23 protein-coding genes and 1 riboswitch are annotated in these 24,175 nt (G+C 44.5%); of the genes, 4 read left to right on the forward strand and 19 right to left on the reverse strand.

The genetic code is table 11. From position 1 onward, the window contains the following. Nucleotides 1–89: 89 nt before the first annotated feature. Nucleotides 90–341, forward strand: a complete 252-nt coding sequence (locus tag QOZ98_RS02155; protein WP_142826477.1) for a ferredoxin — start codon at nucleotides 90–92, stop codon at nucleotides 339–341. A gap of 414 nt (nucleotides 342–755) precedes the next feature. Here QOZ98_RS02155 and QOZ98_RS02160 read toward each other — a convergent pair whose 3' ends face one another. From QOZ98_RS02160 to QOZ98_RS02210, 11 genes are all read right to left on the reverse strand, one after another. After that, a complete protein-coding gene (locus QOZ98_RS02160) occupies nucleotides 756–1,337 on the reverse strand; it encodes an ECF transporter S component (protein WP_308785896.1) in 582 nt (193 codons plus the stop codon). Nucleotides 1,338–1,482: 145 nt separating this feature from the next. Beyond that, nucleotides 1,483–1,615, reverse strand: a riboswitch (FMN riboswitch). A 76-nt stretch (nucleotides 1,616–1,691) separates the two neighbouring features. Beyond that, the gene (locus tag QOZ98_RS02165; protein ID WP_308785897.1) at nucleotides 1,692–2,891 is read right to left on the reverse strand and encodes a hypothetical protein; all 1,200 of its coding nucleotides are present in this window, start codon (nucleotides 2,889–2,891) and stop codon (nucleotides 1,692–1,694) included. Next, nucleotides 2,881–3,414: an RNA polymerase sigma factor SigX gene (sigX, locus tag QOZ98_RS02170; RefSeq protein WP_407676690.1), complete on the reverse strand. Its 534-nt coding sequence runs from the start codon at nucleotides 3,412–3,414 to the stop codon at nucleotides 2,881–2,883. The genes QOZ98_RS02165 and sigX overlap by 11 nt, the downstream gene beginning before the upstream one ends. 46 nt (nucleotides 3,415–3,460) lie before the next feature. Further along, nucleotides 3,461–5,242 (reverse strand): ATP-binding protein, encoded by a 1,782-nt coding sequence (locus QOZ98_RS02175; RefSeq protein WP_308785898.1) that lies wholly within the window; start codon nucleotides 5,240–5,242, stop codon nucleotides 3,461–3,463. Continuing rightward, on the reverse strand, nucleotides 5,235–5,951 hold the full coding sequence (locus QOZ98_RS02180) for a response regulator transcription factor (RefSeq protein WP_308785899.1): 717 nt from the start codon (nucleotides 5,949–5,951) through the stop codon (nucleotides 5,235–5,237). The genes QOZ98_RS02175 and QOZ98_RS02180 overlap by 8 nt, the downstream gene beginning before the upstream one ends. A 217-nt stretch (nucleotides 5,952–6,168) precedes the next feature. Beyond that, the gene (ccsB, locus tag QOZ98_RS02185; RefSeq protein WP_308785900.1) at nucleotides 6,169–7,353 is read right to left on the reverse strand and encodes a c-type cytochrome biogenesis protein CcsB; all 1,185 of its coding nucleotides are present in this window, start codon (nucleotides 7,351–7,353) and stop codon (nucleotides 6,169–6,171) included. After that, the gene (locus tag QOZ98_RS02190) at nucleotides 7,350–9,008 is read right to left on the reverse strand and encodes a cytochrome c biogenesis protein ResB (RefSeq protein WP_308785901.1); all 1,659 of its coding nucleotides are present in this window, start codon (nucleotides 9,006–9,008) and stop codon (nucleotides 7,350–7,352) included. Before QOZ98_RS02190 ends, ccsB begins: the two co-directional genes overlap by 4 nt. 13 nt (nucleotides 9,009–9,021) lie before the next feature. Further along, nucleotides 9,022–9,582 carry a thiol-disulfide oxidoreductase ResA gene (gene resA / locus QOZ98_RS02195; RefSeq protein WP_308785902.1) on the reverse strand — a complete coding sequence of 187 codons (561 nt, stop codon included), beginning with the start codon at nucleotides 9,580–9,582 and terminating at the stop codon, nucleotides 9,022–9,024. A 91-nt stretch (nucleotides 9,583–9,673) separates the two neighbouring features. After that, on the reverse strand, nucleotides 9,674–10,405 hold the full coding sequence (locus QOZ98_RS02200) for a pseudouridine synthase (protein WP_142826486.1): 732 nt from the start codon (nucleotides 10,403–10,405) through the stop codon (nucleotides 9,674–9,676). Nucleotides 10,406–10,657: 252 nt separating this feature from the next. Then, complete coding sequence (gene scpB, locus QOZ98_RS02205) at nucleotides 10,658–11,248, reverse strand: SMC-Scp complex subunit ScpB (protein WP_308785903.1); 591 nt, start codon at nucleotides 11,246–11,248, stop codon at nucleotides 10,658–10,660. Continuing rightward, nucleotides 11,226–11,999, reverse strand: coding sequence for a segregation/condensation protein A (locus tag QOZ98_RS02210; protein ID WP_308785904.1), 774 nt, complete (start codon nucleotides 11,997–11,999; stop codon nucleotides 11,226–11,228). The genes scpB and QOZ98_RS02210 overlap by 23 nt, the downstream gene beginning before the upstream one ends. A gap of 82 nt (nucleotides 12,000–12,081) precedes the next feature. On the opposite strand from QOZ98_RS02210, the gene QOZ98_RS02215 reads away from it, so the two are divergent. Next, nucleotides 12,082–12,582 carry a DUF309 domain-containing protein gene (locus QOZ98_RS02215; protein ID WP_308785905.1) on the forward strand — a complete coding sequence of 167 codons (501 nt, stop codon included), beginning with the start codon at nucleotides 12,082–12,084 and terminating at the stop codon, nucleotides 12,580–12,582. Nucleotide 12,583: 1 nt separating this feature from the next. Here the strand turns inward: QOZ98_RS02215 and QOZ98_RS02220 are convergent, their stop codons facing one another. The 7 genes from QOZ98_RS02220 to QOZ98_RS02250 all read right to left on the reverse strand — a co-directional run bounded on the left by QOZ98_RS02220 (nucleotide 12,584) and on the right by QOZ98_RS02250 (nucleotide 19,292). After that, nucleotides 12,584–12,943 (reverse strand): GNAT family N-acetyltransferase, encoded by a 360-nt coding sequence (locus QOZ98_RS02220; protein WP_308785906.1) that lies wholly within the window; start codon nucleotides 12,941–12,943, stop codon nucleotides 12,584–12,586. A gap of 181 nt (nucleotides 12,944–13,124) precedes the next feature. Continuing rightward, entirely contained in the window at nucleotides 13,125–14,447 is a 1,323-nt protein-coding gene (gene lysA / locus QOZ98_RS02225; RefSeq protein WP_308785907.1) for a diaminopimelate decarboxylase, read from the reverse strand. 69 nt (nucleotides 14,448–14,516) lie between these two features. After that, complete coding sequence (locus QOZ98_RS02230) at nucleotides 14,517–15,821, reverse strand: pyrimidine-nucleoside phosphorylase (RefSeq protein WP_308785908.1); 1,305 nt, start codon at nucleotides 15,819–15,821, stop codon at nucleotides 14,517–14,519. A gap of 77 nt (nucleotides 15,822–15,898) precedes the next feature. Continuing rightward, nucleotides 15,899–17,089, reverse strand: coding sequence for a phosphopentomutase (deoB, locus tag QOZ98_RS02235; protein WP_308785909.1), 1,191 nt, complete (start codon nucleotides 17,087–17,089; stop codon nucleotides 15,899–15,901). 72 nt (nucleotides 17,090–17,161) lie between these two features. Next, the gene (gene xerD, locus QOZ98_RS02240; protein ID WP_308785910.1) at nucleotides 17,162–18,064 is read right to left on the reverse strand and encodes a site-specific tyrosine recombinase XerD; all 903 of its coding nucleotides are present in this window, start codon (nucleotides 18,062–18,064) and stop codon (nucleotides 17,162–17,164) included. Between the two features lie 110 nt (nucleotides 18,065–18,174). Continuing rightward, nucleotides 18,175–18,636 carry a ferric iron uptake transcriptional regulator gene (fur, locus tag QOZ98_RS02245; RefSeq protein ID WP_006829823.1) on the reverse strand — a complete coding sequence of 154 codons (462 nt, stop codon included), beginning with the start codon at nucleotides 18,634–18,636 and terminating at the stop codon, nucleotides 18,175–18,177. 104 nt (nucleotides 18,637–18,740) lie between these two features. Beyond that, on the reverse strand, nucleotides 18,741–19,292 hold the full coding sequence (locus QOZ98_RS02250) for an NUDIX hydrolase (RefSeq protein WP_308785911.1): 552 nt from the start codon (nucleotides 19,290–19,292) through the stop codon (nucleotides 18,741–18,743). A 79-nt stretch (nucleotides 19,293–19,371) separates the two neighbouring features. On the opposite strand from QOZ98_RS02250, the gene QOZ98_RS02255 reads away from it, so the two are divergent. Next, a complete protein-coding gene (locus QOZ98_RS02255) occupies nucleotides 19,372–20,274 on the forward strand; it encodes an aldo/keto reductase (RefSeq protein ID WP_308785912.1) in 903 nt (300 codons plus the stop codon). 69 nt (nucleotides 20,275–20,343) lie between these two features. Here the strand turns inward: QOZ98_RS02255 and QOZ98_RS02260 are convergent, their stop codons facing one another. Next, entirely contained in the window at nucleotides 20,344–21,381 is a 1,038-nt protein-coding gene (locus QOZ98_RS02260; RefSeq protein ID WP_308785913.1) for a zinc-binding alcohol dehydrogenase family protein, read from the reverse strand. A gap of 362 nt (nucleotides 21,382–21,743) precedes the next feature. Here QOZ98_RS02260 and QOZ98_RS02265 point away from each other — a divergent pair, with 362 nt between their 5' ends. Continuing rightward, nucleotides 21,744–24,071, forward strand: coding sequence for an S-layer homology domain-containing protein (locus tag QOZ98_RS02265; protein ID WP_308785914.1), 2,328 nt, complete (start codon nucleotides 21,744–21,746; stop codon nucleotides 24,069–24,071). Nucleotides 24,072–24,175: the final 104 nt, after the last annotated feature.

Consider the following 24,175-nt stretch of genomic DNA (forward strand, 5'->3'; position numbering starts at 1 on the left):
GTTTTTGGTTGAAAAACTACTCAAACACCTTTAGAATAAATACGATAGTATAACTGAACTTGTTCGGAGATAAAGGAGAGGAAAACAATATGGCTAAGTATACCATTGTCGACAAGGATACTTGTATCGCTTGTGGTGCATGTGGTGCAGCAGCACCTGATATTTACGATTACGATGACGAAGGAATCGCTTTTGTTATTTTAGATAATAACATGGGGACAGAACAAGTTCCAGACGAACTCGAGGAAGATATGGAAGATGCATTTGAAGGCTGTCCAACAGATTCCATCAAAGTTGCAGATTCATCTTTTGAAGGCGATCCTTTAAAATACGAAGACTGATGACAAGTAGAAAAGGCGCTCGGCAGTGATAAACTGCCGAACGCCTTCTTTTTTGTTTTCTATCTTATGCCCGGCAGAGCTACACGGGCGCTTATGCTTTTCTTTTATGTCTAGACTTCAGCAGCCAGCCCCTCGAGTCGCTTCAGCCTTTCCAGCAATGGCTGAAGGACGCCATTACCGGTAAGGCTTCCAGCGCTTGTCGGGGCTAAACGGCTGCTTACGCTTTTCTATGTCTAGACTCCAGCGCCCAGATTCTTGGGTCATAAGTCAACCCAGCTGAGCGGCAAAGAACGCCACACTTCTGGTCTGTCTTATGCCCGTCGAGGGCCCGCAGGATGCGGGTCAGCTAACCGTTGCGACACGATGTCGCGCCCTTAGGTTAGCTTCTGCTGTTGGGCGCTTACGCTTTTCTATCTATGATAAATAATAGGAACGCTGTTTTTCGATCCACGTGTGCATGCTGCTGAACATCAGCAGGACAACTGCAGTCAAAAGCAGGCCTTTGATTAAGTTGAACGGTAAAATTCCCAGAACGATTGTTCCAAATAACACACTGCCTGTTTCAGCTGGCATGTTAAGGAAATACGTGTACATCGGCAGAAATACCAAGTAGTTTAAAATACTCATGCCGATTGCCATGGATAGTGTACCCGCAGCCAAGCCGAAAGCCATTCCCTTTTTAGTTGCTACTTTGTGGTAGATGAAATAAACCGGCAAAATAAACAACAGGCTTGTTACAAAGTTCGCCATGTGGCCAACCGGAACCCCTGTAGGACTTCCTGCAAACAGCCAATCCAATACGTTCTTAAAGAATGCGACTAAAATTCCTGCTACCGGACCCATTGTAACCGCTGCGATCAGCGCAGGCACATCACTGAAATCCACTTTCAAAAAAGCAGGTAATGCGGGTAATGGAAAGTTGAAAAGCATCAAAATAAATGAAATACTGCTCAACATTCCGATGACGATCATCGTTTGCAACTTCTTGTTCTTCATATTCCTCTCTCCTTGTAGTGATTCACCAGAAGAAAAGCTTGGACCTAGCATTTACATATAAAATCCCTTAAGCAATAATAACTTAAGGGAGAAAAGGCACACTTAATAAGCGTTCCGTCTACATGTAAACGACAAACGTCCGCACCTTCACCTTCTCCCATCCAGACTATACTGTCGGCTTTGGAATCTCACCAAATCCTGCGTTTTACGGCTCGCGGGCTTATGAACAGAGTTCAATTACCGCCGGTAGGGACTTGCACCCTGCCCCGAAGATGAATCGATATTTTGTTATGCCCTAATCTTAGTATATAGAAAGAGCGTTGTAAACAAATTTGTTTACAACGCTCTTTTATCTTACTGTAATGGCCATTCCAACAGATTAGGGGCTGCCGGAATCGGCAACGGCTGGCTAAAGTCGAATCCATTCCAAGTTTCAGAATGCAACCCGTCCACCTCTACCTTTTTCCCGAATGCATCAGCAGTCAATGCAAAGCTTTCAATCATTCGAACAGCTTCCAAAGGATCCAGTGAACTTAAATCGAGTCCATCTTCAAATTGGACTTGTACAAGGTCTGCTGTTTCCGAAACTCGAACTTCAATATTTTGCGGAATTGTTGCCCCATAAAAATCATTGGGGCTTTCTGCAAGTGCACGAATTGCCTCGCTCGCAGCAGTAAACGGCATATCATATCCGGGTGCAAGGTAAACATCACCCGTTGAAGATTCAAAGGAATAATAGGCAACGTTTTCTTCCATCGCCACTACCGGTTCGACCGGACCGATTTCAGAAAACTCTGCTGCTGAACCGTCTTCGTTGGCCACTTCAATTTGCTCCACATCCGTAAACGTCTCTGTCAGCGTATTAAAGTAAACTCCCATGCTGGCAGAAGCAAGGTCATACTGGTGATCCTGTGGCAGCAGATGGCGAATGCCGCCAGTTATTTCCTCAAATCTTCCTATATACGGATGATACTCATCAAATCCCAGCAGCTCTTCATCAATATCACCAGCGTATTCCTGATACAGATCAAACGATGATGGGGTTTCACCTCCGAATGCCGATTCTGTCTGATCACGGGGAATCAGGAAGGAAACGGGCACCACATATGCGTTCTCGGTCAGTCCAATAGTCATTAAAGTTTGATCCCCGATGCTGTCTTCATAAACAGCTGTGCGCAGTGGAGCGTCAACCTGGGCTGATGAAAACTGGCCAGACTCTTCAGCTTCCGAATCTTCGGTTTCTGAAAATCCTGCAGCTTCTTCTTGCGCCTGATCCTCTGCTTCGCTCGTAGCTGCTGAATCTTCAGTTGATTCCTGGGGATTTTGAGCAGTATCAATGCCATTTTGACTGATGATAGTGGCTACCAATATTCCAACTGTGATAAATCCCAAGGCGGCTACCAGCAATGGAAGCCACTTTTTCGGACGTTTTTGAACCTTTTCATTGTGGGCAAGCCGATTGTAAACTTCTTCTTTTGACCGGTTGTCTTTGATAGCGGGGAAATCCTTTAACAAATCTTCGATGGAGTCATCGGTCCATTTGCTATTCGGCATTTTCATCTCCCCCTTCCCTCGCTGTTAATTTTTCACGCAAGGCTTTGATTGCGCGGTGCTGAGTTGTTTTTACTTTTCCTTCTGTCCAGCCTAATACATCTGCGGTTTCCGCTATTGATAAGTCCTGGAAAAAGCGCATGATAATGACCATTTTTTGGTCTCCTGTGCAAGTGTCCAAGGTTTTGTACAGCAGCACTTTATCTTCATTCAGCAATGAAACTTCTTCAGGAATCCGCTCCGACGAAACCAATTGCTGTGTTTCCCAATCAAAATATTCCATCGAATGCTTTTTGCGTACAGCCGTTTTTCGAAAATGGTCAATTGCCACGTTTTTTGCAATCGAAAAAAGCCATGTTTTCTCAGAGCTTTTCCCTTCAAAACGATCGTAAGCCCGAAAAGCACGTATATATACTTCATGCATCAAATCTTCCGACAGATGCCTGTTTTTCACCAAGTAAATTAAAAACTGGAAAACATCCTGGTGATACTCTTCGTACAACCGATGGAAAACGGAGTCATTCAATATACTCCCCCCGTTCTTAGGATTAGTCGTCTTGGTCTTTGTAAAGTTACATATTCTTTAATGGCAGCAAAAAGACAAATGAAGTACCTTGTCCAACAGTACTCTCTGCAAAGATTTTGCCTTCATGAACTTTAATGATGTTGCTGGCGATTGCCAACCCAAGACCTGTTCCACCTGTGCCAAGTGTTCTTGCTTTATCTGCTTTGTAGAATCGTTCAAAAACAAACTCCAAATCTTTTTCCGAAATTCCGATTCCATTATCGTTGATTGATATCTTTGCATACTCCTGTTGTTGTTCGACACGGACTACTACTTGCCCTTCTTTAGGCGTGTGACGAATTGCGTTATCTATCAAATTGGTCATGACTTGTTCGATCCGATCTTCGTCAATTTCACTGGCTGCCCAGTCATCAAGTGTGGTTTCGAAAGTCAATTGAACACCGCTGTCTTTGGCAATTTGCGAAAACTTGAGGGTCATGCGTTCAATAGCATTGTTCAATTGGACAATTTCCTTGTAAATCCGCATATGGCCAGATTCCATCCGCGCCAGATTTAACAAATCCGTAACCAATCTGCCCATCCGCTGCGATTCTTCATAGATGATTTTGGTCATCTCACGGCGTTCTTCTTCCGTTGCGCCGACGTCATCCAAGATGGCTTCGCTATAGCCTTGCAGCATAGCAATCGGGGTACGCAGTTCATGCGAAACATTGGCGATAAAATCTTCTCTAAGCTTCTCCAGGCGATGCTGCTCGGTCATGTTATGCAAAACTGCCACTGCGCCCCGGATGGAAGCTCCACTGTACAAGGGGCTGAAATTGATGGCATAGTAAGCTCCCTCAATTTCCAGTTCCTCTTCAATTTCTTCTTCAAAAACCAGCACATGATCAAGCATATGGAGCATCTCGGCTGGCAGAGGCTGAGCTTCAGTGGAACCATTTTTAAAGACCCATTGCTGCATGAGTTTCTCTGCCGGCGGATTGCTCAGTAAAACAGTTTTGTCCTGATTAAAGGTAATGACGGCATCCGCCATCGACGTCAATATGCTCGATAATTGTTCTTTTTCCTGGTTGATCACTTCCACATGATGCTTTAATTGGCGTCCCATTTGATTGAAGGCTGTCGCCAACTGGCCAATCTCGTCACTGGAAGTTGCTCTGACCTTTGTATCGAAATTGCCTTTTGCCAGTTCAAATGCACCTTCCCGCATTTTTCGAAGCGGTGAAGTAATTCGCGATGATAGGAAGAAAGCAAAAAAGGTTGTTAATAAAAGGGCAATAAAGGCTGACAAGAAAACAATATTGGTTGTCCGCTCAGCAGTTCGATCCATAACTTCCAATGACTGATATATGAACACCACACCGTGCTGTTCTTCTCCTGTTTGCAGCGGGCTGGCCAGTACAATATATGATTCCAAACGATTTTGTTCTGTCAATGAAGGCAGGAGCATTTCTTTCATTACCGTCTCATCCGATTCAAATACTTGCTGAAAAGATGGTTCGTTTAATATTTTTTCACGGGTTTCAGAACCGTTCAGTCCGTCATGAATATAGTAGCTATCGTCATAAGGCACTTCTGCTATTACCGCATTGGTTTCTGTTCCGATAACATCTTCGATAATTTCCAGCGAACTTGCCACTTCAGCATGATCGTTGAAAATATTTGCGATCATGTTCGCTTCGCTGTTCAATGTTTCTTCTACGGTTTCGCTATGATAGTTTCCAAGAAACTCCAAAAGCAGAACTGTCACAATAAAAAGGACAAAGGAAACGAGAAGCAGGATCGTAATCCAAAGCTTCCCGACAACACTATTCCATATTCTATTCATTGCCAACCTCGAATTTATAGCCGACGCCCCAGACAGTGACAATCATCTTCGCTGCAGATTCCGAAACGCGGTTCAATTTTTCACGCAATCGTTTAACATGCGTATCGACAGTCCGCAAGTCACCGAAAAAGTCGTAATGCCAAACTTCTTTCAGCAAATGCTCACGGTCAAAAACTTTATCCGGTGCTTTTGCTAAAAAGTACAATAGTTCGTATTCTTTTGGGGTTAAATTCACTTCTACACCATCAGCAGTTACGCGGTGTGCATCGTGATCGATCGTCAGGTGCGGGAATACTACCAGGTCTTTAGAGACGGTCGAGTTGGAAATTGGCGAATATGCCGATGAACGCCGCAAAATTGCTTTGACACGCAGCACCACTTCTCTCGGACTGAATGGCTTAACAATATAATCATCCGCGCCGGACTCAAAACCTTCCACTCGATTGGCCTCTTCTCCTTTGGCGGTAAGCATAATAATTGGTGTCATTTTTGTTTCGCGCAACTCAGTAGCCACTTCTACCCCATCTTTTTCGGGCATCATTAAATCCAGCAGGATGCAATGATAATCTTTTTCCATTGCCATTTCCAATGCCTGGACGCCATTTTCAGCTTCTTCCACCGAATAGCCTTCACGCTCCAGATACATTTTCAACAATCTGCGAATCCGTTCCTCGTCATCCACTACCAACACCGTAATCTCTTCCGACATGATAACCCCTCCAACTTTCTTCTGTTATGTTTCATTGTACCGATAACTCTGTCAAAAATAAAGAAAAGCATAAGCACCATGCAGATTTGACGGGCATAAGCCACAATGGCGAAGCGGCGTTTCATCCCTCACAAAGTGCATTACAAACTTGCAATTTGCATATTGGTACCTGGACAATAATAAAAGCCTTTTCCGTTACCGGAAAAGGCCCGTCTCTTTATGCGTAAGAATGCAATCCGGCAATTATTAAATTGACAGCAACCAGGTTGAACATGATGATTGCAAAGCCGATAACTGCCAGCCATGCGGATTTTTCACCTTGCCACCCTTTGCCCAAACGCAAATGCAGGTAAGCAGCATAGAACAGCCAAGTGATCAGTGCCCATACTTCTTTCGGGTCCCATCCCCAGAAACGGGACCAGGCGATTTGTGCCCAGATCATGGCGAAAACCAACGCACCCAAAGTGAATATTGGGAAACCAATAATAATGGCGCGGTAGCCAATTTCATCCATCAGCTGCAAATTGACATTTTTGACAAAAGGTTTTAACAGCGCTGAGATGCGTTTTCTGAAAATCAAGCGAATCAACCAGTAAAGGATTGTACCGACGAGTACAGACCAGACTACGGTCGTCAGTTTTCCAGCATGGACAAGCGCCGGCGTTTCAACTAAAGGCGTCATTGCGCCGTCGGTTAAAGCCACATACTCATTCATACCAAAAATAGGAGGCATAGCATAAGTAATGGCAGCTTCCTGATCTTCTTTATCTACATAAGTGAATTCGGCTTCATAGCCGGTTAGAGAAAAGAAAGAACTGACTACAACAAATCCAACAACCAGGACTAATGAGTACATCATAGCTTCCAACCAGAAACGCTGCTTGGATTTCTTTGCAGGATCCACTACTTTCAGCAGATAGATCAAGCCTGCAGCAGCGCTGATGGCGAGAATCCCCTCTGCAATAACAACTGTGCTGACGTGAATCGCCAACCAGCTTGTTTGAAGAGCCGGAATAAGCGGACTTACTTCACTCGGGAACATACTCGCAAATGCGATGATCAATAAAGCTACAGGCAATACGATCATGCCGAGAACCGCCGTTTTGTATAGGAAATACAAAATAATGAATCCTCCGACTAACGTCATGCCGAAAGCAGTAGTGAATTCAAACATATTGCTGAGTGGTGCGTGGCCTGTTGCTCCCCAGCGAGTAAAGAAATACCCAAGGTTCGCCGCAAAGCCAATCAGTGTAATAGTGATTGCAACTTTGCCCCACCGTTTTTCAGAGTTGAATGTTCCTTCTTTATTGCCTTTTACTGCTCCACCAAAAACAAATGTAGCAATCAAGTAGGCAACAAACGCCACATATAGAAGATTTGAACTTAAATCGGCTAAATTCATGACAGTGTTTCACCTTCCTTTTCCGCTTTCTCTACTTTATCGATTTCATCCTGCTGATCTGTGTAAGCGGGCAATGACGCATATTCCACAACTCGATCAAGATCTTTTTTCAAGCCGAACCAGTTTTTATTGGTGTGGCCGGCTAACAAGACCGTACCATCCGCCTTCTGCTGTATCCAGAAACGACGGTGATTAAAGTACATTCCTTGCGCTACACCGATCATAAAGATTAAACCGCCAAGCCCAAGAATCGGCAAAGTGCTGTCTTTCCGTACGGTAAGGCCCGAAACATCCCGTGTATCTGCACTTAGGAAAGTTAATTTAAAGTCATTTTCTCCTAAAGGCTCCACAGTATTTTGAATCGTAATAAAACTGGTTTCTCCTTCAGGTGTTTCCGGAGTAGTCAATTCCACCAAGAAACCGGGATTGTTTGGCAATGGCGTTGCCGTTTGCGGTTCACCATTTTCAAACCCTGAAAAATCCGGATAATATCCAAGCAATTCAACCGTTGACCCGCCTTCGAGTTCATAGTTGTCGACCGGATTGATTAAATCTATGGTCAATTCACCAAGCGATTCTTCTGTTTCTTTATTCGTCAGTGCAAACGTCATTGCTTTCAGCTCATCCAACCTGAAATCCATCTGGTAGATGGCATAGCCATCAAACTTCAACGGCTGGTTGACACGAATCGGGTACTCTGCCACAACTTCTTGGCTATCAGCTGCGCCAGGCAATGCGTCTTCCGAATTTTGATAAAGCACAACATCTGTCTGATAATTCTTTGCTACCGTACCGACACGGTCCAAGGCTTCACCGAAAACTTCTTCTCCGCCTTCACCTGTATAATTTTCAAGTGCAAATCCTTTGTTTTCAAGGTAGTAGCCCGGCACTTCAGGAATGGCTCTTGTTTCGCCTTCACGCAGCCATAGGCTTTCATCAATATAAAACCCTGGAATCATGCGCAGCATGACGCCAAAAAGGAAGATGATCAAGCCGATATGATTTACGTAGGGACCCCATCTGGAAAAGCGGCCTTTTTCAGCTAACAGCCCATTTTTATCCGTCCGGACATTGTATTTCAATTCTTTTAACTTTGTTTCCGCCTTCTCCAGCGTATCTTCAGCTGCAGGACCGCTTCCATAGATGCGCTGTTTGTCCATAAAGCTGGGATGGCGCAGAACCCGTTGATTTTTTAATGACTTATAAAGCGGTACAAAACGGTCTAGGCTGGCAATTACCAGCGAAATAGCCAACATTCCGACTAACGCGATAAACCAATAGGAGCTGTACAGATCGTGGAACCCTAGCGCATGATAGACGCGTCCAATACTGCCATACGTATCAGCATAATATGCTTGGATTGTCGCCTCAGTGCTCGCAGGAACAAAAGCCTGCTGCGGAAGTATTGTTCCAATGGCTGCTGCTACCAGCAGGACCACAATAATGCTGACTCCCACTTTAACACTTGAAAAGAAATTCCAAATTTTGTCGATAATTGATTTGTTGTAAGTTTGTGAACGTCTGGCCGTTCCTTCGTATCGCATGTCCACCAGTTTGCTGTTTTGATCTTTTTCAGTCAAAGACCGCCCGCACGACTCACAAAGTTTCGTACCAGGCGGATTCGTATGACCGCATTGACATTGTAAATTCTCCATCCAAAAAATCTCCTTATTCAGGTTTGATTTCTTCCATAAACCCTTCAATATCCTGTTCTGTCATTTCTCCTGTAACGATGCGCTGAATGTTGCCGTCCGGGTTAACAAGAACGGTGGTTGGCAATGGCCTTATGCTGTAGGCCGTCATTACACTTTTTGTTTTATCGATCACTACTGGAAAAGACAAACCATATTGATCAGCGAAAGATTGGACTTCAAAATCAGATTGAGCAATATTTATCGCGAGCACTTGAACACCATCGTTCGAGAAAGCCTCATACTGCCGATCCATAGCTGGCATTTCTTTCGCACATGGTTTACACCAAGTACCCCAGAAATTCAAAAAGACTCCTTGGCCTTCATAATCCGATAGTTTATGGTCGTTGCCTTCAAGATCCACCAGGGTAAAGTCAGGTGCTTTATCTCCGACTTCCAACAGGCTGACTTCCTCGGCTGTAGCACTGTTGTAGATGGTATAGCCAATGGCAGCTATTAAAATTGCCAAAATAATGGTTCTCATTACTGCTCTTTTTTTCTTTTTGTCGTTCTTTTGTGGAACTGCTCGTTCATCCATGCTTGTTCCTCCTTCGAGGGATATTATGCAAACTTAATTATAACAAAGTTTAAACAGCCACAAGTCTGGAGTTTTGAAGTGTTTGTGAACGTTAGACGCGCTTGCCCGTTTCAGCCAGAACACGTAATAGTTTAACTTCATGCGCAGAAAGCTCCCGCGACTCGCCCGCGTTCAAACCGTGCAGTGTCAGAAAAGCAAATTGTTCACGGCTCAATTTCTGTACCGGGTAGCCGATCGCTTCAAACATTCTACGGACTTGACGGTTTCTTCCTTCGTGAATCGTGATCTGGACAATGGCTTTGCCTGTTTTTTTATCTCCCGATAACAGCTTTACTTTAGCAGGTGCAGTCATGCCGTCTTCGAGCTTGATGCCGCGTTCCAATTTTTTCAGGTCATCTCTTTCCGGAATCCCTTTTAAACGGGCTACGTATGTTTTGTCGATTTCAAATTTTGGATGCGTCAGCATATTGGCAAATTCGCCATCGTTGGTCATAATCAATAACCCGGACGTATCATAATCCAAGCGGCCGACTGGATAAATCCGTTTTTCAATATCCCCGAAAAAGTCTGTGACGACTTTGCGGTTTTTATCATCCGAAACAGCAGAAATTACGCCGCGCGGCTTGTAAAGCAAATAATACACTTTCTGCTCTTTTTCAAGCTGGACACCTTCAACTTCGATCTTATCCGTGCTTGAAACTTTGACACCCAATTCTTTGATCGTTTTTCCGTTGACTCTCACTTTGCCGTCCAAAATCAATTGTTCCGACTTACGTCTTGATGCCACGCCTGCATGTGCAAGTACTTTCTGTAATCTTTCCATAAATAAGTTCACCTCATTAGTATTTTTTTCGAAAAGCGTACGCGCTTGTTCAGCTCATTGGCCGGACACTGCAGCAGGAAAGACCGAAAAGTGCGTTTTCGGACGTTCCCGCCAAGCACTGCAAATGTATTACAATAACTCGATATGCCGTTCGTTCCTCTCGGAATTATGTCACATTTCTTCGTAAAGCGGAAGCTCTAAGCTCAAAAGAAAAGAAGACTGTCAATAGCGCAGCCTTCCGCAAATAATGCTTTACACTTCTACTTCCTCTTTAAAAGTTTCTTGAAAGCTGGTCATAAAAAGATCTGTCTCATCATCTGAATCGCTCGCCGCTGCTTCAGGCAATGGCGGCAGTTCGTCCAAATTTTTTAATCCGAAATAATTTAAGAACTCTTTTGTTGTGCCATACAAAATAGCACGGCCTGTTCCTTCAACCCTTCCCGTTTCCTGAACCAGGCCTTTAGCAGCCAAAGTATGCAATGCTTTTTCGCTTTTCACACCGCGCAAGTCTTCGACTTCTACCCGCGTAATCGGCTGCTTGTAGGCAATGATAGCCAAAACTTCCAAGGAGGCTTGAGACAAGGCCTGAACAGTCGGATTTTCCACCAGCTTTTGGATGGTTTCTGCCACTTCCTGCTTGGTCACCAGCTGAAAGACGCCTGCCAGTTCCTTCAGGCAGATGCCGCATGCAGAGTCGGAGCAGCGTACCTCCAATTCCTTGATGCCATCCTGCAGCTCGACACCGTCCGATTCCGTCAAAAACTGAAGCTGCTTTAACGTGAGGCCGTCGTCTCCTGCCACAAAAAGCAGCGCCTCTATCTTACTGGAAAGATTCGTCTTCATATTCCCACTTGTCCTTTCTGAGTTCCACCATTAAATCGGTAAAGTTTGTTTCCTGCTCCACCGCAATGACTTGCCGTTTCATTAATTCCAAAATTGACAAGAACGATACCACCAGAACGGTTTTGTCGTCTGATGGAAACAGATTGCTAAAAGATGTGCGTCCCTTTGACAACCTCAACTGATCGACGATCGAGGTCATTTGGTGTTTGATAGAAATCTCTTGTCTGGCGATGCGCGCAGACAATGGCGCTTTTAATTGCTTCCGGCGGAGCATTTTCTGAAATGCCCCAAGCATGTCATAAGCGTTTACCTCGAGGTCTACTTGGGCGTAGGGGATGGCTGCTTGAATTTCCGATAAATCCATAGGCGCTTTTGTGTAAATAAAGGACCGTTTGCTTTCCAGCTCCTTTAAATTCTCGGAGGCATCCTTGAATTTCCGGTATTCTACAAGACGCGATACCAGCTCTTCGCGCGGATCCTGCTCGTCGAACTCGTATTCAATTTCATCCAGCTCGCCTTCATGGACCGGCAGCAAAGTTTTGCTTTTGATCGCCAGCAATGTGGCTGCCATGACCAGGTATTCACTCGCCTCGTTTAGTTCCAGAACTTGCATCGCTCGTATGTGTTCCATATACTGTGAAGTAATCTGTGAAACAGGAATATCGTAAATATCAATTTCCAAACGGTGGATTAAATGCAATAATAAATCAAGAGGGCCTTCAAAGGCCTCTACTTTTACTTCGTAAGACATGACTGTACCACCTGACTGTTAAAATACTCATTCATCCCCATTAATGGGCAGTTACATTTATTATAGTAGAAAGGGGATCAAAATGCATCCACTTCAACATCCGCTGTTTATTCAATACATCGTTAATTTCAATAAAGAAAAAGATTATTTTGAATGCCATGAAGTAGGCGAAGAATACTGGAAGTCCGTTGCACCTAAAGACAAAATGCATCCCCTGACCGGCTGGATCCAATTGGCGGTCGGCATGTACCATTGGCGAAGAAGCAATTACCCGGGAGCCTTGCGCTCTTTTATCCGCGCTAAGGTCAAATTGGCTTCAGGCGGCGTATGGGTGGAAGGATTCGACCATGAAAAGCTGATCGGCATCTTAACCACTTCAATCGAGGCTGTAACAGAACGCAAGCCATTTTTCATTCAGGAAATCCCGATTGTTTCAGAAGAGCTGAAGCAGGCTGTGGAATCCTATTATTCCGAACAGCCTCTGATCGAACAGGACCCATACTACCTGATGCATAAGCATCGGCTTCGCGACCGGTCTTCCATCATCAGTTTGCGCGAACAAAAAAAAAGGCGGAACCTTTAAATTAAAGGCCGCCTTTTTTTACTGGGCATTTTTTTAGAAACGCTTCGGTTTCATCTGTTGCAAGCATTTTGCGGTCTTGCATGATATCCTGAATTTTGTCCACCATTTCATGGCCAATTCCATCTCCGCGATGCGAAGGGTTCACAGATAAATGATGGATCGTATATGACTTTTCGCCAACTTCCACACCTAATAACCCGACAAAATCATCCCCTTTTTTCCAAAGGAATAACTGCCAATCCGGATTTTCTTCGTAGATGTGCATAGTTTGCTGCAGTTTTTTTAGTTCTCGCTCTTTAGGCATAAATGACAGCAGCCCCATAGCGATCTTTTCGAATGATTTTTTATATCTGAATAACATAATTAAATCCCTCATTTTCGTCTAAAAGCGGCTTTTACCATACTACTATAGTTCTCTTGATAACTCAAGAGAGCAACTTTTCAGCCGCCCGCGACATTTTCTGCGAAAAAGACCCAATAAACAAATCCCCAGGCGATGGCCATAGCTAAGATGAAAAGCAGCAAGACAAGATTCTCTTTTTTCATTGTTGTACAGCCTTTGTGGAATAGATCAAATCCTGCTTGACTAAATCCTCATTTGTTTCACGCTTTACGACAAGCTGATGCGCACCGTTTTCGACGAAAACAACAGCTGGCCGCGCAATGCGGTTATAATTGCTGGCCATTGAATAGCCATAGGCGCCTGTACAGAAAACACTAAGAAGATCTCCTGCTTCAACAGGAGGCAGCTCCGCTTTTTCGATCAGTTTGTCTCCAGATTCACAGCATTTACCTGCAATTGTGTAATGCTCAGTCAATGCAGCATTTGCTTTATTGGCCACAAGCGAGCTGTATTTTGCTCCGTACAGGGCCGGCCGAATATTATCCGACATGCCACCGTCTACCGCCGCATAGTTGCGGGTACCCGGAACTTCTTTCGTTGAGCCAATTGTGTAGAGCGTCGTACCGGCATCGCCAATCAGCGAGCGGCCCGGTTCAATCCAAATTTCAGGAACTGGATAGCCTGAAGATTCCGAAGTCTGCTTGACCGTGCCAATCATTTGCTCTACATAAACAGCGGGTTCAAGCGGTTCATCTTCCTCTGTATATCGGATGCCGAAACCTCCGCCGAGATTTAATACCGGGCACGTGTAGCCAAATTCTGATTTCCATCCAGCCATTTTCTGGAGCAGCTTTTCGGCTGCCAGCTGGAATGCCCCTGTATCAAATATTTGAGAGCCGATATGGCAATGAAGACCCATCAGTTTCAAATATTCGTGGTCATAGGTTTGCTGGAACGCTCGATCCGCTTGGCCATTCTTCAAGTCAAAGCCGAATTTTGAATCTTCCTGCCCGGTCGTGATGTAATCATGTGTATGTGCTTCAATTCCAGGAGTCACGCGCAACAAGATGTTCATTGGTCGTTTGGATTGCTCGGAAAGTTTCTTCAATAAGTTAATTTCATGGAAATTATCAACAACAATGCAGCCAATCCCAACTTCAAACGCCATCTGCAACTCTTCCAAACTTTTGTTGTTGCCGTGGAAATGGATCCTTTCAACCGGGAAACCAGCTTTGACGGCTGTGTACAATTCGCCTGCGGAAACCACATCCAAGGATAGATTTTCTTCTGCGGCTACCTGGTAGATGGCAATGGTCGAGAATGCTTTGCTGGCATAAGCGACCTGATAGCCAATCCCCGCTTCTTCGAAGGTTTGCTGAAATGCTTTTGCGCGGTCCCGGAATAATTGAATGTCGTAGACGTACAGCGGTGTGCCATATGTTTTCGCCAATTCGACCGAATCGGTTCCGCCAATCGTCAAATGGCCCTGCTCATTGATAGTTTGTGTGCCGTATAAATGCAATAAAAGCCCCTCCTGATGGTATATGTATGTGAAAAATCTTGCTGAGCAGCTACCCAGCAAGATTTTTTGTCAATCGGTGATCAAAGCAGAAATCAGCTTGATTTTTTCAACCGGTTCACTTGTATATTCGATACTATTATATATCATATTAGAACATTCTGCGAGTTCTTGTGTGTTGGAATAAATTGTAGCGATCGACTCGCCCGCTTTAACGAAGTCCCCTACTTTTTTGTGAAGGACAATGCCGACAGCCAAGTCGATTTGAGATTCTTTTGTTGCTCTGCCTGCTCCCAGCACCATAGCCGCTGTGCCAATCTCATCCGCTTCCATAAACGAAATGTAGCCTTCTTCTTTGGAAGGAACTTCTGTAACAAACTCAGCTTGTGGCAATAATGTGACATCATCCACCACTGCCGGATTGCCGCCCTGATCGGCTATAAACTGTTTGAAGAATTCCAGTGCTTGCCCATTTTCAATAACGTTTTCGAGCATTGTCCGTGCTTCTTCCAACGTATCCGCCTTGCCGCCAACAACTACCATCTGGCTGCCGAGCACCATGCACAATTCTGTCAAATCTTCTGGTCCTTTGCCTTGCAGGGTTTCAATCGCTTCTTTGACTTCCAGAGCGTTGCCAATGGCAAAGCCCAGAGGCTGGCTCATATCCGAAATGATGGCCATCGTTTTTCTGCCTGTCGCGTTGCCGATCCCAACCATAGCGTGTGCCAATTCTTTCGCGTCTTCCGGCGTTTTCATAAATGCACCTTCGCCTGTTTTAACGTCCAGAACGATAGCGTCAGCTCCAGCTGCGATTTTTTTGCTCATGATCGAGCTTGCGATCAATGGAATGCTGTTGACAGTTCCTGTTACATCACGGAGTGCATACATTTTCTTATCTGCAGGAGTCAGATTGCCGCTTTGGCCAATCACTGCGAGTTTATGGTCATTTACTTGTTTGATAAAATCCTCAGTCGACAGTTCTACATGGAAACCATCAATTGCTTCTAATTTATCAATGGTACCGCCAGTATGGCCAAGGCCGCGCCCGCTCATTTTGGCAACCGGAACGCCGCATGCTGCGACTAATGGTCCAAGCACAAGAGTCGTTGTATCGCCGACGCCGCCGGTGGAATGCTTATCGACCTTGATGCCTTCAATCGCTGACAAGTCAATTTGATCGCCCGATTCAGCCATTGCCATTGTCAGATCTGCACGTTCGCGCTCCGTCATGTTTTGGAAATAGACAGCCATCAGGAATGCGCTCATCTGATAATCTTCAATGTCACCGTTTGTGTAGCCGGTGATGACAAATTTTATTTCTTCTGTCGATAACTCATTGCCGTCTCTTTTCTTTTCAATCAAATCTACCATTCTCATGAATTCTACCGCCTTTTTAGGTTAGTTTCTGAACAGATCAACTAAAAGCATATCGGATTATTTTTATTGTAGAGACTCTATTCTTTATTTAAACGAGCTAAAAAACTCTTGCCGAATTTAGGCATTGCTACTGAAAAGTTTTCAGCGATAGTAGCGCCGATATCCGAGAATGTTTTGCCTGTTTCCAGCTGCTCGCCGCCAGCAAAACGCGGCGAATAAACTAATAGCGGCACGTATTCACGAGTATGATCAGTGCCAGGGAATGTTGGATCATTGCCATGATCTGCTGTAATAATCAACAAGTCATCTTCCTGCATTTTTTCCAGCACTTCAGGCAACCGGACATCGAATGCCTCCAGTGCATCTCCATACCCTTGCGGATCTCGGCGGTGGCCATAAAGTGCATCAAAGTCCACCAGATTCAAGAAGCTCAGTCCTTGAAAGTCTTCACCGGCAACTTGCACGAGCTTGTCCATGCCATCCATATTGTCTTTTGTCCGCAAAGATTTTGTAACCCCTGCGCCATTGTAAATATCATCAATTTTCCCAATGGCGATGACGTCTTTCCCACCATCTTTCAACTCGTTCATGACAGTGCGGTCAAATGGCGCCAGAGCATAATCGTGGCGATTTGTTGTCCGCTTGAATGCCCCAGGCTGGCCCAGGAACGGACGTGCAATAACACGGCCGACTAAGTATTCAGGCTCCAATGTCAATTCCCGTGCTATCTCACAAATGCGGTAAAGCTCTTCCAATGGAATGATTTCTTCATGAGCCGCAATCTGCAAAACCGGATCAGCCGATGTATAGACGATAATAGCTCCCGTCTCCATATGCTGCTGGCCCAGTTCATCCAAAATTTCAGTGCCGCTTGCCGGCTTGTTGCCCAAAACTTTGCGGCCAGTTTTTTCTTCCAGCTGCCGAATCAACTCTTCAGGAAACCCTTCCGGATAAACTTTAAAAGGCGTATCGATGTTTAATCCCATGATTTCCCAATGGCCAGTCATCGTATCTTTGCCGACCGAAGCTTCCTCTAATTTGCCGAAATAGGCTGCTGGTGCATCAGTAGCTGCAAGCCCTTTCACTGGAACGATGTTTGCTAGCCCCAGCTTCTCCAAATTCGGCATGTTCAACCCGCCTACTGCTTCTGCAATATGGCCGAGCGTATTTGATCCTGTATCTCCAAAGGCTTCTGCGTCCGGCGCTTCACCGATCCCCACTGAATCCAATACAACTAAATGTACACGTTTGAAAGGTTTGTTTGTCATAAGTCTTCCTCCTTATTTTCGCTTTTATCTTACCACATATCCGCCCCTCGTCAGAAGTCAGACCTCTTTTGTTTAAGCGCGTGGATGAAATTGGGAATACACATCTTTAAGGCGTGTTTTGCTAACATGAGTATAAATTTGAGTTGTTGAAATATCTGCATGGCCAAGCATTTCCTGTACTGCCCGTATGTCCGCTCCATTTTCCAGCAGGTGCGTAGCGAAAGAATGGCGCAGCGTGTGCGGCGTCAATTGTTTTTGGATTCCAGCTTTTTGGGCATGCTGCTTGAGCAGTTTCCAAAAGCCTTGGCGGGTCAGCCGTTTGCCGCGCTGATTGATGAACATGGCATCGGTTTTTTCTCCACTTTTCAGCAGGTCTATCCGCCCTTTTTCAAGATAGGTTTGGCAGGAATTCAGCGCCGATTTCCCTAAAGGTATTATCCGCTCTTTTCCGCCTTTGCCTGTACAGCGGACAAACCCCATCGTCAAATGGACATCTTCCACATCCAAATTGATGCATTCACTGATTCGCATCCCGCTGGCGTATAACAGTTCCAGCATTGCCAGATCCCGCAGCCCATTGGCCTTGTTGGTGGCAGGCGCCTGCATCAACGCATCCACTTCTTCAATAGACAGGATGTTAGGCAGTTTCTTGTCCATCTGAGGCATCTCCAAATGGACAGTAGGGTCGGTTTCAACAATGCGTTCACGGATTAGAAATTGGTGAAACGAACGAATAGACGAAATATGGCGCGCAACAGTACGCGGCGTTTTCGTCGATTCCTTCAAATGGCGCAAGTGATTTAATATATGTACCCGCTCAACTTTGCTAAGCGACTCCAGCTGCTCAACTTCTTTTAAATACTGCAGATAGACTTTGAGATCCCGTTGGTATGACGATAACGTATTATCTGCAAGCTGTTTTTCAACACGCAGAAAATGCAGGTAATCATCGAGTGCATCTTTGCCAAAGTTCATGCGTCTGCCTCCCTGGTATTTTATATTTAAGACAATCATTCTGCCGCTAAAGCTTTTCCGTTTTCCCATAAAAAAAGGACGGCCATTATGGGCCGTCCTTTTGGCATCCCTTATTCTGATGGATTTTGAGAACTGCTGTCGTTGCAGCGCCAGCAGATGCCATGGAAAGTAAGACGGTGGTCTTTAATTTGGAAATTCCAGCGTTTCTCTACGATATTCTCCACATCTTCCAAAAGATCTTCCTGTATTTCATCCACTGCTCCACATTCCAGGCACACAAGGTGATGGTGAAAATGTGCTGCGCCTTCCTGACGCAAATCATAACGCGACACGCCGTCACCAAAATTTATTTTATCGACAATTTTTAATTCTGTTAAAAGTTCTAGTGTACGGTACACAGTTGCCAATCCGATTTCCGGTGCAATATCTTTTACTAAAAGATAGACGTCCTCTGCACTCAAATGGTCTTCTTCATGGTCTAACAAAACTCGAACTGTCGCTTCACGCTGTGGCGTCAATTTGTAACTCGCAGCGTGTAATTGCTTTTTAATCCGATCAATCCTGGTTTCCATGCGACGCCCTCCCTCAAACTGCCTCTATTATATCAAAAGGGAGTTCTCAATTACAACAATACTATCTGCCCTTTAATTATAATCGTTATAAAGAGAGAATTGTTTCAATTCTCAATTGAAAATCGCTGCTTTGCCCACAGCACTGCAAAAGCGGTTTTTGCATCATAAATCTTTTCATCAACGACCATTTGCTCTGCTTCTTCAATTGTCACTTCCATCAACTCTACAAATTCATCATCGTCCAACACCGCACCATTGGTGGCTTTGCTTAGGCCTTCAGCCGCAAACAGATGGACTACCTCATTGGCAAAGCCTGGAGAGGTCGCAAAAGTCTGGATTTTAACCAGCTTTTCAGCTGTATACCCTGTCTCCTCTTCCAGTTCACGCATTGCGGTGTATTCCGGTGCTTCTCCAGGCTCGAGCTTGCCCGCCGGAATTTCTATTAGTGAACGCTCCAACGCTTTCCGGTATTGCTCCACCAGGATGATTTTGTTTTCCGGAGTGATGGCAATGATGGCAACTGCTCCCGGGTGCTCAATCAATTCACGTTTAGATGTATGGCCATTTGGCAGTGACACATCATCAACTTTCAAGTTGATGATTTTTCCTTCGTATAAGCGATTGGAATGGATGGTTTTTTCTTCAAATTTTTTCATTGAAATCCTCTTTTCATTTGTGGTTTCTCTAAGGAAAAGTATACCATATAGGGGACGACAGACTAAACGAGGTGGAGAAATGAAGAAAAACTTTTTGGGCAATAGCGGAATTGAAGTAAGCGAAATCGCTCTGGGCTGTATGTCTTTGCCGAGTGATGCAAAAAAAGCAGGCATCATTGTTGACGAAGCAATTGCACAGGGCATCAATTATTTTGATACTGCCGATTTGTATAATAAGGGTAAAAACGAAGAAGTGGTCGGTAAAGCATTAAAGCGCCATCGAAAAGATATTGTTTTGGCGACCAAAGTAGGAAACCAGTGGCATGCTCAGTCGGATGAAGTTAACTGGAATCCGACCAAAGCGTACATTAAAGAACAGATCCATGCGAGCCTGAAACGCCTTCAGACAGATTACATCGATCTGTATCAATTGCATGGCGGCATGATTACCGATGATTCAGAAGAAACTATTGAAGCTTTTGAAGAATTGAAAAAAGAAGGCTTGATTCGTGCTTATGGCATTTCTTCGATTCGTCCAAATGTCATCAAACGTTTTTTGGCCAATGGAAATATTGCCTCGATCATGATGCAATACAGCCTGTTGGACCGCCGCCCGGAAGAATTGCTCGATCGCATCGGTCAAGCAGGCAAATCAGTTGTGACCCGCGGATCGCTTGCGAAAGGCTTACTGACCGGCGAAGGGCTTCAGCGGGCAGCTAAGATGAATGGCTATTTAAGCTATGGCGACCTTGAATTAAAAACTGTTCTGGAAAATCTATTAGCGGTTCACGATAATCTTCATGCAGTAGCATTGCACAGCGTATTAGAGCACGACACGATCAGTTCGGTCGTTGCAGGTGCCAGTTCTGCGGATCAGATCAAAGCAACCATTGATGCCTACAACACTCCGGTATCAGCCGAACAAATTACACAGGCAAAAAAACTGACTCGCCAGGATATTTACCAGGAACACCGGGAATAAGCGATTCAATGATCAAAAAAAGCAGGCGCTACTCTTATAGGAGTAATGCCTGCTTTTTGCTGTATAAATTTATTTTTGTATCGGTCCTTCTACTACGATCTTGCCGATTGTCCGTCCCGTCAAAAGGCCATCGTAGGCTTCTTTTAAAGTTTCCGGGTTGAGAGGCGACAAGTGCTTGGTCATGGTCGAGCGGACTTTCTCGTCTTCCACCCAGTCTGACAGCTGCGTCAAAATATGATGTTGGGAAACCATGTCTTCTGTTTGGAAAACTGAACGTGTGTACATAAGTTCGTAGGAAAACGTGACAGATTTCGAAAACAAATCCAGGTGAAGCGGTTTGAAAGCTGGCAGAATAGAGCAGATTTTTCCTTGCGGAAAGATTATTTTTGCCATGTTTTCCATGTGGTCATCTACATTAGTCAGGCTGAAAATATAATGGACCCCTGAAAATCCAAGAGCTTCCAACTGCGGTTTGAATGGTTCACGGTGATTGATGATGTGATCTGCGCCATGATCCAACGCCCACTCTTTCGATTCTGGACGTGAAGCTGTGCCTACTACCGTCAAGCCAGCCAATTTTGCAATTTGTGTCGCAATCGAGCCAACTCCACCAGCCGCACCAATAATCAAGATCACTTTGTCTTTGTTTTCAGCCGGTTCTCGTGAGGCACCCAGCCGATCAAAAATTGCTTCGCACGCTGTGATGCTGGTCAAAGGCAAAGCTGCGGCTTCTGGAAAATTGATGTTCTTCGGCTTCTTGCCTACTATCCGCTCGTCTACCAGTTGGACTTCGCTCAAACTCCCTGGAATATTGCTCGTTCCCGCATAGAAAACTTCATCTCCCACTTGGAAGAAACTGCAATCTTCTCCTACTTCGACAACTACTCCAGCAGCGTCACGGCCGACAATTGTCACTGACTGGTCATCTTCCTTCTTGCCGTCGCGCGTCTTTAAATCAGTTGGGTTGACTGAAATCGCCTTTACCTCAACCAGCAAGTTTCTGCCGGTAGCTTTAGGGCGTTCAATTTCTACCCGTTCGAAATTTGGTGCCTCTGTCGTTGAATTGGGTTTATAAAAACCCAATGCAGTCATTTTGTCTTGGTTCAATCTACTTCGCCTCATCTCATTGGATTTTTCAATAAATGTATATCCGATTCTTATTCTATCTATCTCCAAGGTTAGACACAAAAAATCAGCCTCTCCTTTCTATTTTCAACGTCTTTTTATCCCCCAAAAGGGCAAGACTGAGATTTGTAAGCCAATTGTACTGTCTCAAATAATTAAATATTCAAAAAATATGGAAAATTAAGTTGTTTTTTATTTTATTTTTGGTATTATGAATAAATAGGTTCACCATTTATATTCAAAAAGAATATATGTCCCTATTAGAGTAGTATTTTGTGCTCATTTTTCAGGGAAGCCTGAGAATTTCATATAAGAAATGCACACCTATTAAAGGAGGACGAAAAATGATTAAGAAAATTTTCACTACAACTGCCGTATTAGCTTTGGTGTTAACAAATGTTTCATTAGCACCTTTGGCAGAAACGAGCCTGGAAAAGCCGACGAATATCAAACCGGCTAATTATGCATCGGATATCAGCCTTAGCACCACTTTGGAAGGAATTATCAAGGATTCAACAGGAGCGGGCATTAAAGCAGTTGATTTCAAAAAAGGGTTTACATATGACTTTGCGGGCAGCAATAGCATATCGGGCTTTGAGAACGATACAGCCGACAACCCCATATCTGTCCCAATCCAAACAAACGCCACCCCTTTAACTAGCGGACAGATAGACGCAATGGCATTTAGTGATGACAAGACAGCAATAACAAAAAGCAGCAACGGCTTCCCTTCCCAGCGATTCGAAGTTGATGTATCAAAAGATTTGGCAGCGGGCAACTCAATTGAGCTTTATTGGGAAGGAAAAACATTAGCAAGTGGATTGGCCAATTTATCTGCATGGGACTTTAAAGCCGGCAACTGGGTAGCTTTGAGCCAAACACAAGGAAATGCCAATAACGATGAAATTGTACTAAAAGCGGAAATTGACAAAGACCGATTTGTCAAAGACGGCAAAGTCCAGGCAATGGTCCATGATTCTGGGACCCTTACCGATTCAAAAGATAAAGACTTTACAATGCTTTGGTTTACAGACACACAATATTACGCCCAGGATTATCCGGAAGTCTGGACTTCCATGACAGATTGGATGATTGAGGAATTTAAAAAAGGAAGCTATGAATACGCAATGCACACCGGTGACCTTGTAAACGAAGTACTCGATGAGGAACAATGGAAAGTAGCCGAGGAAAATCTGGACCGGATGGATGCGGCGAACATTCCATATGGTGTGTTAGCCGGAAATCATGATGTAGTTATTGACAAACTTAACAAGACTTATGATTACACGATCTTCCAAAGATATGCTGGAATTGACCGCTTCCAAGACAAGCCTTGGTTTGGCGAAGCGATGAATGATGAAAATCAGAACCATTATGATCTGTTCTCATTTGGCGACCATGATTTCATTTTCCTTTACCTTGGATTCGGCAGAGACGGGTCAGCTGAAACTGTCGAATGGGCAAATAAGGTCCTAGCAGAGCATGCAGACCGCAATGCGATCGTCGGTATGCATGAAAACATTAACTCTTTGGCACAATATGTGACCGAAGAAGCAAGAATCGTCAACAGAGAAATCGTCGTTCCAAATGAAAACGTCAAAATGGTCCTCAGCGGACATCACCATGGCGCAAACTACCGTGTGAAAAAACTTGAAAATGAAGACGGTACAGACCGTGAAGTTCTTGAAGTGTTGGCGAATCACCAAGGCAATACCCCTCCAGACCGTGGGCAAGGATATTTGAAGATGTTGACGTTTGATCCAACAGATGAAACATTGGACTTTGTTTCATATTCACCTTATCTTGACGATTATGATTTCGACCAGTTCGACCCTGCAAAAGAAAGCTTTACAGCACAATTTGATTTGGCGGATGTAGAAGCCAAAGAAAATCCTAGACAAATCGAAACGGACTACATGGCTGTCAATGTCTACACAGATCAACTTATCGGCCAAGATACAAATCTCCAATCAGGTGATACAGCTTCAGTCGAGTGGAATGGCCTAAGTAAAAACACGACGTATCACTGGTACATGAACATGACCAATGCGGCAGATGAAAGCGAAAAATCGGCAATTTACCGATTTACGACGGGATCAACAGAACCGGAGCCAGAACCGGAACCAAATCCGGATCCGACTTTCTCTGATGTCAGTCCTGACGAGCCAAAATGGGCATATGAATCAATCGAAAAAATAGCTGGCAAAGGGATCATTATAGGTAATCCTGATGGGACTTTCGGATGGAGAAATGGCATTCAAAGACAACACGTTGCTTTGATGTTCGACCGGGCTTTACCGGACCTGGAAAGCTCTTCACCGTATGAAATGTTTGATGATATTCCAGACACACATGTTTATTTCGAAGAAATCATGGCTACACAACAGGCTGGAATTTTTACAGGCTATCAAAATAAGTTCCGTCCTAAAGAACAGCTAACCCGTGAGGAAATGGCTAAGGTATTAGTGACAGCATTCGAAATTACTGAAGAAGGCTCCCACAACTTCCCTGATGTTGAAGAAGGCTGGGCCGATGAGTATATCGACACGCTATATGCCGCTGGAATCACAATTGGTTCGTCTGGCGGAAAGTTCAATCCGAAAGCCAATGTAACAAGAGCCGAATTTGCTGTCTTTATGGACAGAGCTTTAGAGTATTCTGAACAACAGTAAACCATAAAAGAAGAGGAATCCGCGGCTGCGGGCTCCTCTTCTTTTTCTTGATTAAACAACATCTAATTCCATAAAAAAACTATAATGAAGTTATTAAAACCATT

The sequence above is a fragment of the Planomicrobium stackebrandtii genome (assembly GCF_030814955.1).
Lineage (GTDB): Bacteria > Bacillota > Bacilli > Bacillales_A > Planococcaceae > Planococcus > Planococcus stackebrandtii.

Bases quoted from the DNA above. Each gene is read 5' to 3' on its own strand.
- QOZ98_RS02165 (WP_308785897.1), bottom strand. From the start codon at position 2,891: ATGCCGAATAGCAAATGGACCGATGACTCCATCGAAGATTTGTTAAAG.
- QOZ98_RS02175 (WP_308785898.1), bottom strand. From the start codon at position 5,242: ATGAATAGAATATGGAATAGTGTTGTCGGGAAGCTTTGGATTACGATC.
- ccsB (WP_308785900.1), bottom strand. From the start codon at position 7,353: ATGAATTTAGCCGATTTAAGTTCAAATCTTCTATATGTGGCGTTTGTT.
- QOZ98_RS02220 (WP_308785906.1), bottom strand. From the start codon at position 12,943: ATGTTATTCAGATATAAAAAATCATTCGAAAAGATCGCTATGGGGCTG.
- QOZ98_RS02250 (WP_308785911.1), bottom strand. From the start codon at position 19,292: ATGAAAAAATTTGAAGAAAAAACCATCCATTCCAATCGCTTATACGAA.
- fur (WP_006829823.1), bottom strand. From the start codon at position 18,636: ATGGAAACCAGGATTGATCGGATTAAAAAGCAATTACACGCTGCGAGT.
- QOZ98_RS02265 (WP_308785914.1), top strand. From the start codon at position 21,744: ATGATTAAGAAAATTTTCACTACAACTGCCGTATTAGCTTTGGTGTTA.
- QOZ98_RS02155 (WP_142826477.1), top strand. From the start codon at position 90: ATGGCTAAGTATACCATTGTCGACAAGGATACTTGTATCGCTTGTGGT.
- QOZ98_RS02230 (WP_308785908.1), bottom strand. From the start codon at position 15,821: ATGAGAATGGTAGATTTGATTGAAAAGAAAAGAGACGGCAATGAGTTA.
- QOZ98_RS02200 (WP_142826486.1), bottom strand. From the start codon at position 10,405: ATGGAAAGATTACAGAAAGTACTTGCACATGCAGGCGTGGCATCAAGA.
- QOZ98_RS02210 (WP_308785904.1), bottom strand. From the start codon at position 11,999: ATGTCTTACGAAGTAAAAGTAGAGGCCTTTGAAGGCCCTCTTGATTTA.
- xerD (WP_308785910.1), bottom strand. From the start codon at position 18,064: ATGAACTTTGGCAAAGATGCACTCGATGATTACCTGCATTTTCTGCGT.
- QOZ98_RS02190 (WP_308785901.1), bottom strand. From the start codon at position 9,008: ATGGAGAATTTACAATGTCAATGCGGTCATACGAATCCGCCTGGTACG.
- deoB (WP_308785909.1), bottom strand. From the start codon at position 17,089: ATGACAAACAAACCTTTCAAACGTGTACATTTAGTTGTATTGGATTCA.
- QOZ98_RS02160 (WP_308785896.1), bottom strand. From the start codon at position 1,337: ATGAAGAACAAGAAGTTGCAAACGATGATCGTCATCGGAATGTTGAGC.
- QOZ98_RS02255 (WP_308785912.1), top strand. From the start codon at position 19,372: ATGAAGAAAAACTTTTTGGGCAATAGCGGAATTGAAGTAAGCGAAATC.
- resA (WP_308785902.1), bottom strand. From the start codon at position 9,582: ATGGATGAACGAGCAGTTCCACAAAAGAACGACAAAAAGAAAAAAAGA.
- QOZ98_RS02180 (WP_308785899.1), bottom strand. From the start codon at position 5,951: ATGTCGGAAGAGATTACGGTGTTGGTAGTGGATGACGAGGAACGGATT.
- QOZ98_RS02215 (WP_308785905.1), top strand. From the start codon at position 12,082: ATGCATCCACTTCAACATCCGCTGTTTATTCAATACATCGTTAATTTC.
- scpB (WP_308785903.1), bottom strand. From the start codon at position 11,248: ATGAAGACGAATCTTTCCAGTAAGATAGAGGCGCTGCTTTTTGTGGCA.